The following is a 12,756-nucleotide window of genomic DNA, read 5'->3' as shown; positions in this document are numbered from 1 at the left end:
TGGATGCGCCGGCCGTGAAGCCGGCGCGCCCGTCTCTACTTCTGCGCTGGCTTGAGCTTCACCATCATATACTTGGTGTTCGCCCAGTTCGGCACCGGATTGGTGTACGGATTTTCGGCCGTCGGGTATCCGGTCCAGTACGTCGTGTCCATGACGGTGAACACGTTGTAGGCCATCAGCGGGATGATCGGCATCTCCTCGACCATCAGCTTGGCATACTCACGGCCGAGCTCGATGGAATCTTCGGAGTCGAACGCGACCTTGCGGATCTTCTCGATCAGCGCGTCGAGTTCGGGGCTAGACCATCGCTGCCAGTTGCGCGGCGGCTGCGGCGATCCCGCATCGGCGATGAACTCCGAGTGCCAGGAGTCGAGGAAGAAGGCGAGGTCCGGCAGACCGCCGAGCGTCTCGACCGACCAGGAGATGATCGCGTCGAAATCACCCGTGTTGCGGCGCTGCACGAGGGTGCCTTCGGCAACGCTCGTCTGCGCGTCGATGCCGAACTGCTTCCAGGCCTGCGCGATCATCGTGCCGGCGCGCGTCATCACCGGCCGCTTCTCGCCCTCCACGACGATGCGGATGTGGAAGGGTTCGCCGTCGGGCGTCATCCAGGACCCGCCCTCTTTCTTGAACCCGGCCCGCTCCAGGAGCTCGGTCGCGACCTCCGGGTTGGGCTTCCACCAGCCGAGGCCGAAGGCCGCCCCGATCTGCTCTGGATCCTCCGGGATCGCCTCCCCGAGGGTCGGGCGCAACATGTCCGCGATCTGCTGGCCCATCGACGCGTCGTAGGGCTTGTATTGCTGCTTGCCCGTATCGATCGTGAACTCCTCGAGCCAGGACTCGAGAGGCGCGTGATAGTCCTGCGGGTGCGTGCCCGTCGGCGGCACCGCGATCGCGGAGATCGTCGCCGCCCCGCGATAGGACGCCATCGCCACCGCCTTGATGTCGATGAGGAGCGCCAGCGCCCAGCGGACATCGCGATTCTGGAAGATCTCCTTCTGGTCGTTGAAGATCAGCGCGGGCAGCGTCGGGTCGGGGTGCGCGTAGGGGAAACCGTCGAACCAGGCGACCGACGAGGGCGACTGTTTTGCGAGGGTGAACATCCCCTCCGGCGCGACATCGTGAATGATGTCGAGCTGGTGGTTCATCTGCGCGATGACGCGCTTGTCGGGCGGACCCGGATCCTCATAGGCGACGTAGGTCGGCCCCGGCTCGCCGAAGCGGGCGACGGTGGTGTTCTGCCAGTCATCGCGCTTGGCCCAGATGAACCACTTCCCGTTCGGATCGAACGAGTGGAGCGTATAGGGGCCGAGGCAGACCGGCGGGCTGAACGCGAACTTCAAGGGATCGCCGGCCGGCTCGAAGACGTGCTTCGGCATGATCCACATCGCGTTCCACCGGACCGTGAAGTTCAGGTGGAAGCGCGAGTTCGGCTTCTTCAGCTTGAAGACGACCGTCTGCGGGTCGGTCGCCGTCACCTCCTCCACATTGAGCTGCATCGGCGCGCTCCAGTAGAGCCCGTTCGTATCCATGTGGGTCTGAACGGTGAAGACGACGTCGTCCGCCGTGAAGGGCGTCCCGTCGCTCCAGGTGATGCCGTCGCGAAGCTTCACGGTCATCTCGGTGAAGTCTTCGTTGTAGCTCGGGCGCTCGGAGGCGAGGGAATTGTCCCACGGCCCATCGATCCCGTGATCCGGGTCGACATACCAGAGCGTGTCGAGGCAGAGCTGCTGTAGCCCGGTCGACCGGCCGCCAGCATTCACAGACCAGTAGTTGAACCAACTGGCGTTTTTGATTGTCCCTTCCGGATTCTCGACAATCAAAGTCTCTTCTCTCGGAAGATTAGATATCGATCCTTGAGCAAAAGCCGACGTAGCCACGGCCAGAGTACTGACCGTGAGCGCAATAGTGCGCGCACATCTCATCATCGCCTCCCTAAAGGCATTATGCTTATTTTGTGCGCAGAAAGAATACGCTGGAGGCAAAGCGTATCAACTCTTTTCTTATCCGTATCCGAAAGTCCGGTTCGGACGCTCGTTTCGCAGAGTCATCCCATTGAATTTACGACGGTATTTTCCTTCGCCGAGCGCGCGCGGTTCAAACTCTGATTTCGGATGCGATCACGCAGTGCAGCGAACGAGGATCGCGGCAGACGTCCGAGATCGGTGCAAGCCGGCACGCCGTGGTTGTGCCACCGTCCGGGAGAGACGCGGCCGAGGATGTCCAAAACGGACAACCTAATCGTCTTATTTCAATGCAATTTTAAATGGATTTTTTCGTGAAATCGGCCGCTGCCGGACGCTCCTCGATCTCGCAAATGCAAAAATGAGTGCTATTCTGACGCATCGACGGAAGACTCAAACGGGCTGGTGCATGGGGTGTTCGGACGAATGGTGATCGGCGGAATCCCCAACAAGCTGAAGGCGCTCTTCGAGGGGAGCGACGTTCTCGTCGCCGCCTATGACGGGTTCGACCGCCTTCGCTTCGCGAACAAGGCCTTCCGCGCCGCCTTCTTCGTCGACGAGCACGAGGAGCCGCTCTGGTCCGACCTCATGCGCCGCAACCATCTCGCCGGTCGCGGCACCGTCATCCGCCACAACGATTTCGAGGCCTGGCTCTCCAACACCACCGCCCGGCGCGGCAAGACGGGCTTCCGCGCGTTCGAGACCGACCTTGTCGACGGGCGCTGGCTGTGGATGACCGAGTCGGTCTCCTCCGACGGCTGGATGCTGTGCGTCGCGAGCGAGATCACCAGCCTCAGCGCCAAGAATCGCGAGGTCCGGCAGGAGCGCGACTTCGCCCTCAAGGCCGCCTACACGGACGAGCTGACCGGCACCGCCAACCGCCGCTTCACCATGGCGCGCGTCGGCGAGATGCTGCAGCGCGAGGCGATGCCGTCGGGCACGCTCGGCTGCCTCGCCATCATCGACCTCGACCATTTCAAGCGGATCAACGACCGGTTCGGCCACCACACCGGCGACCTCGTGCTTCGCGACTTCGTAAACCGATTTCAGGGCCATCTAAGGCGATCCGATTGCTTCGGCCGCCTCGGCGGCGAGGAGTTCGGCCTCGTGATGCCGGCGACGCCGATCGAGCAGGCGGAGCTCATCCTGGAGCGGATGCTCGTCATCATCCGGCAGGCGCAGCCGCTCTCCGAGCGGCCGGACCTCACCTACACATTCTCCGCCGGCATCGCCGCCGCGCATCCGGGCGACACCATCACCGACCTCTATGCCCGCAGCGACAACGCGCTCTATTTCGCCAAGAAGGCCGGGCGCAACCAGATCCACCTCGACGGCACGCCGCTCACCCCCGCGAGCGCGTCGAGCGCCTGACCTTCCCACCGGTGCGTGAGACGCGCGGACGCCTTGGAACCTGGCGCGCGCTCGTCCACATTCGCCCCAACAACACAAACGAAAGGGAGCGCGGCCATGCCGTCGACCACAGCCATCGAAGCCATCCCCCTGCAGCGCAATGACGGCTCGCCCGCCACGCTCGGCGACTTCGCCGACACCGTGCGGCTCGTGGTGAACGTCGCCTCCAAGTGCGGGCTCACCGCGCAATATGAGGGGCTCGAAAGCCTCTACCGGGAGAAGAAGGACGATGGCTTCGTGATCCTCGCATTCCCGGCGAACAACTTCAAAGGCCAGGAGCCGGGCACGGACGAGGAGATCGCGCAATTCTGCTCGGTCAACTATGACGTGACGTTCCCGCTCTTCAAGAAGATCAGCGTCATCGGCGAGGACATCCACCCGCTCTACACGGCGCTGACCACGGCCGAGCCCGACGTCATCGGCGAAGGGCCGATGCGCGAGCGCCTGTCAAGCAAGGGCATCCCCGTCGGCGGCCCCGGCGAGGTGCTTTGGAATTTCGAGAAATTCCTCGTCGCGCGCGACGGCAGCGTCGTCGCCCGCTTCGCCCCGGACGTGACGGCCGACGACCCGCGCCTGCGCGAGGCGATCGACGCCGCGATCACGCAGTAAGCGGTCAGCGGCGGCCGCCCACCTCGTCGATATGGTCGAGGAGCTCGCTCGGGTCCTCGTAGACGCGGATGGCGCCTGACTGGCGCAGCTCGTCGACGCCGTAGCCGCCGCTGAGGAGACCGACACCGAGCGCGCGGCAGCGTGTGGCGGCGAGCATGTCCCACACGCTGTCGCCCACGATAACCGAGGTCTCGATCGGCTTCTTCAGCCGATTGGCCGCCTCGACGAAAAGGTCCGGGTCGGGCTTGGCGTACTTCACCTGGTCGCGCGTCACGACCACCGACATCCCCGGGTCGACGCCGAGCGCGGCAAGGTTCACCGCCGCCGTCTCCATCCGCCCGCTCGTCGCGATCGCCCAGGGAATCTCCGCCTCCGTCAACCAGGCGAGAAGCTCGCGCGCGCCGGGCAGCGGGCGGATCTGGCTCGCATATTTGCGGTAGGCGGAGGCGTGGGCGGCGCGCAGCCGGTCCACCCGCTCCGGGCTGATCTCGAGCTCGGTCTCGCGCAGGAGCTGGTTGGTGAAGAGCCCGCCGCTCATGCCGATCTTGCGGTGGATGCGCCAGACGGAAAGGTCGATCCCCTCCGAATCGAGCGCCTCCTTCCAGGCGAGGACGTGCTGATAGACGCTGTCGACGAGCGTTCCATCGAGATCGAAGATGAAGACCGGCTCGATGCGCATCACTGTCTCCTGACGATCGGGGACGGGGCGCGTCCCGTTCCACCTTGCGCCCACCCCGCCCTCTGGATCAACTCCGGCTCAGCCGGCCGCCGCCGCCTCCATCTCGAAGTGGGTGGGGCGAACGCGTGCGCGCCAGACGAGCCCGTCCGGCTTGAACTCCACCTCCACCGCCCCTGCCGCGAAGGTGCGGATGAGGGTCGAGCCGAGCCCCTTGCGCGTCGGCGCCGCGGCAACGGGCGGCCCCCCGCTCTCCTGCCAGCGGATGAGGAGGTCGCCCGTCTCATCCTCGCGCGACCAGACGACCGACACGCGCCCCGCCTCCACCGACAGCGCGCCATACTTGGCCGCGTTCGTCGCGAGCTCGTGGACGATGAGGGCGATCTCGAAGGTGGTGCGGTGGTCGAGGCGCACGGAGGGGCCGTCCGTCGCGAGCTGCTCGGGCCGGGAGCAATAGGGGAGGACGTGCTCGCGCACGAGCGTCTCCAGGAGCCGCGTCTCGTCCCCCTCCTCCGAGAGGGAAAGGTGCGCCTTCACGAGATTGCCGAGGCGCTGGGAGAAGGTCTTGATGAAGGTCTCGAGGTCGGTCGCCCGGCGCGCGCTCAGCGAGAAGAGGGAGTGGAGGACGGACAGGCTGTTGCGCGTGCGATGGCGCAGCTCGCTGAGGAGGAAGGCCTGCCGCGCCTCGGCCTCCTCCAGGCGGTGGAGGAGGTCGCGCGTCTCGAACTGGCGCAGCCGCGCGTCGGCCTGGGCGAGCAGGATCGACGTCAGCCGGTCCGGCCGGACCGGGCGCGCGATGGTGAAAACGGAGGCCGTCTCCCCCGCCTCGATCCGGGCGAGCGCCGGCGGCTTCTTGCGCGGATCGCTGACGAGGAAGAGGACCGGCAGGCGCGACCAGCTCGGTTCGTTGTCGAGGATCCCGGCGATGATCACGCCCGTCGATTCGGTCGCCCCCTCCTGCGCGACGATCACGAGGAGCGGAACCTGCGCGATGAGGGCGGCGGCAAGGTCCGGCTCGTCGGAGCAGGCCTGCGCCGCGAAGCCCGCCGCCTCCACGACCTTCGTCAACGAGGCCGCGTCCGCGCCGAGCGGCGCGTAGATGAGGACCGGATGCGCGCTCGCCACGGCGTCCGTCATCCGGGCCTGGTCATGATCTGGACCTCGACCGCCCCCTCGCGGATGACGAGTTCCTGGATGCCGCGCTCGTGCTGGCTGTAGCGCTTCTTCAGGACCGCGATCGTGCGGCGGACCTCGGTCCCCTCCGCGAACTGGCGCAGGAGTATGATGGCGTCGGCGATGTAGCTCGTGTCGATGTCGGAGCGTGGCGGCTCGCCGAGAAGCCCGTGCTGGGCGAGCGTCACCACCACGAGGATCCCCCGCCGCGACAGGTGCTGGAGCAGCGCGTGGAGGTGGGTGAGAACGTTTGCCCTGTTCGGCAGCGCATTCACATAGCCGCTGAGGCTGTCGATGATGATGACCGACGCCCCCTCCTCCACCGCCCGCACGGCCGCGCGCGAGAACTCGCCCGGCGAGATCTCCGCCGGGTCGAAATGGCGGATGGTGATCGCCCCGTTCGCCTCGAACGGCGCAAGGTCGAGGCCGACGCTCTCGGAGCGCGCGCGGAAGACCTCGGGACGCTCCTCGAAGAGGAAGAGGGCCGTCTTCTCGCCGCCCTCGGCGCCCGCGATCGCGAACACGGTGGAGAGGGTGGACTTCCCCGTCCCCGCCTGCCCGGCGACGAGCGTCGTCGTTCCGAATTCGAGGCCGCCGCCCAGCATGTCCCTAAGCGCCGGCTGGCTCGGGATGAGCTGGCGCCGCGTCGCGGGCTCGGTCAGCGTGTCGGAGGGCACGATGCGCGGATAGACCTCCAGCCCGCCGGTGCGGATGCGGAAGTCGTGAAAGCCCTCGCGGAAGGGCGCGCCGCGCATCTTCACCACGGTGAGGCGGCGGTGGGTGATGCCGATCGTCGGCGTGTCGGCGACGAGGCGGATGACGCCGTGGGCGACGCCTTCCGCGTAGCCCTCCCGGCCCTCGACGTCGAAGTGATCAAGGATGAGCGAGGTCACCTTCGCCTCGCGCAGCTGCCGTCGCAGCGTCAGCAATTCGCGCCGGTAGCTGATCGCCGACCCCGCGAGGAGCTGGAGCTCCAGCATCGAGTCGAAGACGAGGAGGTCGGGGCGCGACGTCTCCAGCGTGCGCGCGATTTCCCGCATCAACGCGACGAGCTGCGCCTCGTCGGTCTCGACCGAGAAGGTCCGCTCCTCCTCCTCGGCGCCGACCTCCGGCGAGACGACCTCGATCGTGGAGAGGTCCATGTCGTGCGAGGCGGCGATCATCGTGAGCTCGCTCGCCGACTGGGCGATGCTGAAGAACAACGCACGCTCGCCGCGCGCCGCGCCCGCGAGGAGGAATTGCAGGCCGAGCGTCGTCTTGCCCGTGCCGGGCGTGCCCTCGACAAGGATCATCCGCCCCGCCGGCACGCCGCCGCCGAGGACCGCGTCGAGACCCGGAATCCCGGAGGGGACTCTGTCGAGTGTCCCGCTCATGCGATGTTCCCCCCTTCCCGGCCTTCGCCGAGCGCGACGCGCCCCCTCGATGACGCGCGCTGTCGGCGCCCGCGCTGCGCGACGACCCTTGCACGGATCGCCGGCAGCGTCTTTGCATTAGGCCAATTGGAAGGCGAGACGGCCGTCAATTTCAAGCCTTTGAAGCGAATCGGTGCGCAACGCCCCTATGGGGCGACCATCTCGATGAGCTGGATGAGGTTGCCGCACGTGTCGTCGAGGATCGCCATGCGCACATTCCCCGCGTCGACAGGCGGCACGGCGAAGCGGACGCCGCGTGCTTCGAGGCGCTGATGCTCGGCCGCGAGGTCGTCGACCTGAAAGGAGGCGGCGGGGACGCCGTCGGCGAAGAGAGCCTCCCTGTAGGGGTTCGCGGCCGGGTGGGCGCTCGGCTCCAGGAGAAGCTCCGTCCCCTCCGGCGCCTCGGCCGGGACGACGGTCAGCCAGCGGTGCGCGCCGAGCGGGATGTCGTGCTTCTTCTGGAAGCCGAGGATGCTTGTATAGAAGTCGAGGGCCTTCGCCTGATCGTCCACGAGGACGCTCGTCACATAGATTCTCACGGGCGGTCGTCTCCACTTTAATGCAGCGTGCAGCCAGCACTCCCCCGCCGCGCAGCCGGACGCAAGGGCCGGCCCGCTAGCTCTTGCGCAGCGTCTTCGTCTGGTCGAACAGCTCCTCGAGCGCCCGCAGCCGCGCGATGCCGCGCTCGCCCGTGCGCGTCTGGAGCGCGGCGATCATCATCTCGACGAGAAGCAGCGTCACCACCGAGGAGTCCCAGGCGGACGGCACCTCGATCCGGGCGTGGAAGGCGTAGGACGCCTCCTTCATCATCGGCGAGCCCCACTGGTCGGTGAAGGCGACGATTGTGACGTCCTTCGAGCGGGCCATCTTGGCGAAGCGCGTGGTGTCCCGCTCATAGCGCCGCACGTCGAAGACGACGAGCACGTCGCCCGGCTTCATCTCCAGCACATAATGCGGCCAGGTGTTGGCGTTCGGGGGGATCAGCGTGACGGCGTCGCGGATGACGTGGAGGTGGGTGAAGAAATAGTCCGCGATCGAACGCGTGATGCGCCCGCCGACGAGATAGACCCGCCGGTTCGGGTCGGCGAGGAGGGCGACCACCGCGTCGAAATCGTCGACCGAGAGGTGGCGCAGCGTGTTGCGCAGATTGTCCATCACCGCGTCGGCGAAGCGGTTCACGATGTGGGTGTCGGGCGCCTCGGCCGCCCAGTGATCGTACTTGTTGATCGGGTTCGAGATGCGCGCCTCGAGCTCGGACCTGAGGTTCGTCTGAAGGTCCGGAAATCCCTCGAAGCCGAGCTTCTTCGCCATCCGCACCACTGTCGGGCTCGACACGCCGGCCGCCGCAGCGACCTCGGTGATGCTCGACAGGCCCAGCACCGGATAGTTGGCGAGCAGCGCGCTCGCGAGCTGGCGCTCGGCCTGCGTCAGCTCCTCGTATCGCGTGCGGATCAACTCGGCGACGGTGAGTTCCTCCTTGGGAACCATGGCTCAACTCCTCGCTTGCGTGCCCGCCCGGCCGCCACCCACCATCCATTTCAGAAACGATATTGACAACCGAATTGTTTCTGAAATCAAATCGACAGAACAGCTTCAGGATGGTTCATGACTTCGACGGCCGCCCCGCACCGTTCATCACCCCATGACGTGGTGGAGGTCATCAACGAAGGTGGCACGGGCGAACTTGTCCTCATCTGCGAGCACGCCTCCCCCTACATTCCCCCCGAATATGGCGATCTCGGCCTCAGCGAGAGCGACCGTCTCGCCCACATCGCGTGGGACCCCGGCGCGTTCGACGTCGCGAAGGCCCTCTCGGCGCGCTTCGACGCCCCGGTCGTCGCCTCGCGCGTCTCTCGGCTCGTGTATGATTGCAACCGCCCGCCGGATGTCCCGAGCGCGATCCCGGCGGTGAGCGAGCGCTTCCGGGTGCCCGGAAACGCCAACCTTTCGGCCAAGGACTGGGCCGAACGCGTCGACAACTACTACCGTCCGTTCCGCGAAACGGTCTCGAACTTGCTAGATTTGCGGCAACGGTCGGGGCGCCCGGCGGTGCTCGTGACCATCCACTCGTTCACGGCGGTCTACTTCGGAGTCCGCCGCGAATTGGACGTTGGGATTATTCATGATGCCGATGCGCGCCTTGCCGACCCTCTCCTGCGGGCCTTCCGCGAGGCGGGGGGCATGATCGTCGAGATGAACGAGCCCTACGGCCCGGAAGACGGCGTCACCCACACCTTGCGCGAGCACGCCCTCTCGCGCAGCCTGCTCAACGCGATGATCGAGATCCGCAACGATCTCATCGACGACGAGGCCGGCGCCGCGCTCTGGGCCGGCCGCCTCGGGGATGCGCTCGCCGAGGCGCTGCCGCGCGCCAGGATGGCCGCATGAGCGTCGCGCAGCCCATGATGCCCGGCGCGATCCGCGCCTATGTCCGCTGGGTCGAGGCGGTCGGCTGGCTCGTCGGCCGCGTCACGATGTTCCTCATCTTCGCGATGATCGCGGTGCTCGTCTGGTCCTCGGTCTCGAAGAGCTTCCTGATCCCGTCCCTGTGGACGCTCGAGATCGCGCAATTCCTGATGGTCGCCTACTTCCTCCTCGGCGGCGCCTACGCGATGCAGCTCGGCGACCACGTGCGGATGGACCTTCTCTACAGCGCCTGGTCGCCCCGCACGAAGGCGTGCGTCGACGCCTTCACGATCCTCTTCCTCATCTTCTACATCGTGATCCTGCTCTTCGGCGGGGTGTCCAGCACCATCTACGCCTTCGAGTATGGCGAGCGCGCCTACTCGGCGTGGCGCCCGTACATGTGGCCGATCAAGGTCATCATGTGCTTCGGCATCTCGCTGATGCTCCTCCAGTCGATCGCGACCTTCTTCCGCGACATCGCCGCCGCCACCGGTCGCAGCCTCGGCGACATCCCCGACCACGACGAGCCAGGGGACGACGTGCCCGGCCATCAGCCCCACCCCCACGGGACGGAGGCGCGGCCATGAGCTACGACATGATCGCCCTCCTCATGTTCTCCTCGATGATGGCGATGCTGATCTCCGGTCAGCGCGTGTTCGGGGCGATCGGCGCCATCGCGGTCATCGCCTCGCTCGCCCTGTGGGGCGATGGCGGCTCGGAGCTCGCGTTCTCCGCCGCGATCAAGCTGATGAAGTGGTACCCGCTGCTGACGCTGCCGCTCTTCATCTACATGGGCTACATCCTGTCCGAGGCGCGCATCGCGGACGATCTCTACCGCGCCTTCCACGTCTGGTTCGGCTCGCTGCGCGGCGGTCTCGCGATCGGCACGATCATGCTGATGGTCGTGATCTCGGCGATGAACGGCCTCTCCGTCGCCGGCATGGCGATCGGCGCGACCATCGCGCTCCCCGAGCTTCTGCGCCGCGGCTACGACAAGGTGATGGTGACCGGCGTCATACAAGCGGGGTCATCGCTCGGCATCCTTGTGCCACCATCGGTCGTGCTCGTGCTCTACGGCATGATCGCGCGCCAGCCGGTCGGCCAGCTCTGGCTCGCGGGCGCCCTCCCCGGCCTCATGATGGCGAGCCTCTTCGTGCTCTACATCGCCGTGCGCTGCCGCCTGCAGCCCTCGCTGGGGCCGGTGCTGCCGCAGGAGGAGCGCGATTCGATGACCCGGCGCGAGAAGTTCGCCCTCGCGCGCGCCGGCGTGATCCCCTTCCTCATCTTCTTCTTCATGACCGGCCTCTTCGTCATGGGCTACACGAGCCTCGTCGAAAGCTCGGCCGTCGGTGCGCTCGGCGCGACGTTCGCCGCGCTCGCGAAGGGCCGGCTCAACTGGAAGGTCATGGAGACGACGCTGCGCAAGACGCTCGGCGTGACCTGCATGTTCATGTGGATCATCCTTGCCGCCCTCGCCTTCGGCGCGGTGTTCGACGGGCTCGGCGCGGTGAAGGCGATCGAGGGCTTCTTCGTCCAGGATCTCGGCCTCGGGCCGTGGGAGATCCTGATCCTGATGCAGCTCTCCTACCTCATCATGGGCACCTTCCTCGACGACACGGCGATGCTCGTCATCGTCGCCCCGCTCTATGTGCCCCTCGTCGGTGCGCTCGGCTTCAACCTCATCTGGTACGGCGTGCTCTACACGATCACCTGCCAGATCGCGTACATGACGCCGCCCTTCGGCTACAATCTGTTCCTGATGCGCGCCATGGCCCCGCCCGAGGTCACGCTCAAGGACATCTACCGCTCCATCATCCCGTTCGTCGGCGTCATGCTGCTCGGCCTCGTGATCGTGATGGTGTTCCCGCAGATCGCCCTTTGGCTGCCGCAGACCCTCTATGCGCGCTAACGGCAGCCCCCCGTCGCGCCCGCCGGCCGACGCCCGTGTCGAGTTCCTTTCGCGCGCAGCCACGAGCAAAGAGGTGAACCATGACGAACAGGCGTAAATTTCTCAAAACCGCTGGCATGGGGAGCGCCGCGGTGCTCGCCGCTCCGGCGGTCGCGCGCGCGCAGGAACCCATCCGCTGGCGCTTCCAGACCTATGCGGGCTCGGCCCTCGGCCAGTTCGTGACGAAGCCGATCATCGACGCCTTCAACGCCGCCGCCAACGGCGAGATGGAGATCGAGCTCTTCTACGCCGATCAGCTCGTGCCGACGGGCGAGCTCTTCCGCGCCCTCCAGCGCGGCACGATCGACGCCGTCCACTCGGACGACGATTCCATGGCGGCGCCGGTCGATATCGCGATCTTCGGCGGCTACTTCCCGTTCGCGACGCACCACTCGCTCGACGTGCCGGTGCTCTTCAAGCAGTACGGCCTCGCCGACATCTGGTCGGAAGCCTATGACGAGGTCGGCGTGAAGTGGCTCTCCGCCGCCGGCCAGGATCCGTGCTGCTTCAACACGGTGAACCCGATCCGCAGCCTCTCCGACCTCCAGGGCCTGCGCCTCTACACCTTCCCGACCGCCGGGCGGTTCCTGTCCCAGTTCGGCCTCGTCCCCGTCTCGATCCCCTACGAGGACGCGGAAGTCGCGGTGCAGACGGGCGAGCTCGACGGCATGGCCTGGTCCGGCATCACCGAGGACTACACGGTCGGCTGGGCAGACGTGACGAACTATTTCTGCACCAACGCCATCTCGGGCGCCTGGATCGGCTCTTTCTACGTGAACGCCGACCGCTGGGCCGAGCTGCCGGACCACCTGAAGTCGCTCCTGATGTCCACCATCGAGGCCGGCCACTTCTACCGGAACCAGTGGTACTGGGGCGGTGAGCAGAAGCTGCGCGTTGAAGGCGACAAGCTGGAGCTGACCTCGATCCCCGACGCCGAGTGGGATCAGGTCGAGAACGCGGCGATCGAGTTCTGGGACGAGGCCGCCGCCATCAGCGAGCGCGCCGCGAAGGTCGTCGACATCTTCCGCAACTTCAATCGGATCCAGCGTTCGGCCGGCCAGCCCTACCGCTGCACGATCTCCACCTGATCGACGCGACGGCCGGCCCGGCGCCGGCCGTCCCACCCCCCCCCCCCTCCTGCGAGACACGGCCGTGCGA

Annotated in this window: 12 protein-coding genes; 6 read left to right on the top strand and 6 right to left on the bottom strand. The window is 66.6% G+C overall.

The annotated features are described in order from the left end of the window. Positions 1-35: 35 nt before the first annotated feature. Positions 36-1,925 carry an ABC transporter substrate-binding protein gene (locus tag DBV35_RS04845; protein WP_108660556.1) on the bottom strand — a complete coding sequence of 630 codons (1,890 nt, stop codon included), beginning with the start codon at positions 1,923-1,925 and terminating at the stop codon, positions 36-38. Between the two features lie 465 nt (positions 1,926-2,390). On the opposite strand from DBV35_RS04845, the gene DBV35_RS04840 reads away from it, so the two are divergent. Then, a complete protein-coding gene (locus DBV35_RS04840; protein ID WP_108659081.1) occupies positions 2,391-3,335 on the top strand; it encodes a sensor domain-containing diguanylate cyclase in 945 nt (314 codons plus the stop codon). 96 nt (positions 3,336-3,431) lie between these two features. Further along, entirely contained in the window at positions 3,432-3,983 is a 552-nt protein-coding gene (locus DBV35_RS04835; protein WP_108659080.1) for a glutathione peroxidase, read from the top strand. Between the two features lie 4 nt (positions 3,984-3,987). Here the strand turns inward: DBV35_RS04835 and DBV35_RS04830 are convergent, their stop codons facing one another. From DBV35_RS04830 to DBV35_RS04810, 5 genes are all read right to left on the bottom strand, one after another. After that, positions 3,988-4,662, bottom strand: a complete 675-nt coding sequence (locus DBV35_RS04830; protein WP_108659079.1) for an HAD family hydrolase — start codon at positions 4,660-4,662, stop codon at positions 3,988-3,990. A gap of 78 nt (positions 4,663-4,740) precedes the next feature. Continuing rightward, complete coding sequence (locus DBV35_RS04825; RefSeq protein WP_108659078.1) at positions 4,741-5,796, bottom strand: sensor histidine kinase; 1,056 nt, start codon at positions 5,794-5,796, stop codon at positions 4,741-4,743. Continuing rightward, complete coding sequence (locus DBV35_RS04820) at positions 5,793-7,205, bottom strand: DUF7125 family protein (RefSeq protein ID WP_108659077.1); 1,413 nt, start codon at positions 7,203-7,205, stop codon at positions 5,793-5,795. Before DBV35_RS04820 ends, DBV35_RS04825 begins: the two co-directional genes overlap by 4 nt. Positions 7,206-7,390: 185 nt before the next feature. Further along, on the bottom strand, positions 7,391-7,783 hold the full coding sequence (locus DBV35_RS04815) for a VOC family protein (RefSeq protein WP_108659076.1): 393 nt from the start codon (positions 7,781-7,783) through the stop codon (positions 7,391-7,393). A gap of 76 nt (positions 7,784-7,859) precedes the next feature. Next, a complete protein-coding gene (locus DBV35_RS04810) occupies positions 7,860-8,732 on the bottom strand; it encodes a MurR/RpiR family transcriptional regulator (RefSeq protein ID WP_108659075.1) in 873 nt (290 codons plus the stop codon). A 117-nt stretch (positions 8,733-8,849) separates the two neighbouring features. Between DBV35_RS04810 and DBV35_RS04805 the strand changes: the two genes are divergently transcribed. The 4 genes from DBV35_RS04805 to DBV35_RS04790 all read left to right on the top strand — a co-directional run bounded on the left by DBV35_RS04805 (position 8,850) and on the right by DBV35_RS04790 (position 12,686). Continuing rightward, positions 8,850-9,632 (top strand): N-formylglutamate amidohydrolase, encoded by a 783-nt coding sequence (locus tag DBV35_RS04805; protein ID WP_108659074.1) that lies wholly within the window; start codon positions 8,850-8,852, stop codon positions 9,630-9,632. Further along, complete coding sequence (locus DBV35_RS04800) at positions 9,629-10,237, top strand: TRAP transporter small permease subunit (protein WP_342752348.1); 609 nt, start codon at positions 9,629-9,631, stop codon at positions 10,235-10,237. The genes DBV35_RS04805 and DBV35_RS04800 overlap by 4 nt, the downstream gene beginning before the upstream one ends. Continuing rightward, complete coding sequence (locus DBV35_RS04795; RefSeq protein ID WP_108659073.1) at positions 10,234-11,559, top strand: TRAP transporter large permease; 1,326 nt, start codon at positions 10,234-10,236, stop codon at positions 11,557-11,559. Before DBV35_RS04800 ends, DBV35_RS04795 begins: the two co-directional genes overlap by 4 nt. An 80-nt stretch (positions 11,560-11,639) precedes the next feature. Beyond that, complete coding sequence (locus DBV35_RS04790; RefSeq protein WP_108659072.1) at positions 11,640-12,686, top strand: TRAP transporter substrate-binding protein; 1,047 nt, start codon at positions 11,640-11,642, stop codon at positions 12,684-12,686. Positions 12,687-12,756 lie beyond the last annotated feature (70 nt).

The sequence above is a fragment of the Acuticoccus kandeliae genome (assembly GCF_003073115.1).
The sequence above is the reverse complement of the archived record's forward strand: the minus strand, read 5'-3'. Positions and strand labels throughout refer to the sequence as shown.

Bases quoted from the DNA above. Each gene is read 5' to 3' on its own strand.
- DBV35_RS04805 (WP_108659074.1), top strand. From the start codon at position 8,850: ATGACTTCGACGGCCGCCCCGCACCGTTCATCACCCCATGACGTGGTG.
- DBV35_RS04790 (WP_108659072.1), top strand. From the start codon at position 11,640: ATGACGAACAGGCGTAAATTTCTCAAAACCGCTGGCATGGGGAGCGCC.
- DBV35_RS04825 (WP_108659078.1), bottom strand. From the start codon at position 5,796: ATGACGGACGCCGTGGCGAGCGCGCATCCGGTCCTCATCTACGCGCCG.
- DBV35_RS04800 (WP_342752348.1), top strand. From the start codon at position 9,629: ATGAGCGTCGCGCAGCCCATGATGCCCGGCGCGATCCGCGCCTATGTC.
- DBV35_RS04840 (WP_108659081.1), top strand. From the start codon at position 2,391: ATGGTGATCGGCGGAATCCCCAACAAGCTGAAGGCGCTCTTCGAGGGG.
- DBV35_RS04835 (WP_108659080.1), top strand. From the start codon at position 3,432: ATGCCGTCGACCACAGCCATCGAAGCCATCCCCCTGCAGCGCAATGAC.
- DBV35_RS04830 (WP_108659079.1), bottom strand. From the start codon at position 4,662: ATGCGCATCGAGCCGGTCTTCATCTTCGATCTCGATGGAACGCTCGTC.
- DBV35_RS04795 (WP_108659073.1), top strand. From the start codon at position 10,234: ATGAGCTACGACATGATCGCCCTCCTCATGTTCTCCTCGATGATGGCG.
- DBV35_RS04845 (WP_108660556.1), bottom strand. From the start codon at position 1,925: ATGAGATGTGCGCGCACTATTGCGCTCACGGTCAGTACTCTGGCCGTG.
- DBV35_RS04810 (WP_108659075.1), bottom strand. From the start codon at position 8,732: ATGGTTCCCAAGGAGGAACTCACCGTCGCCGAGTTGATCCGCACGCGA.
- DBV35_RS04820 (WP_108659077.1), bottom strand. From the start codon at position 7,205: ATGAGCGGGACACTCGACAGAGTCCCCTCCGGGATTCCGGGTCTCGAC.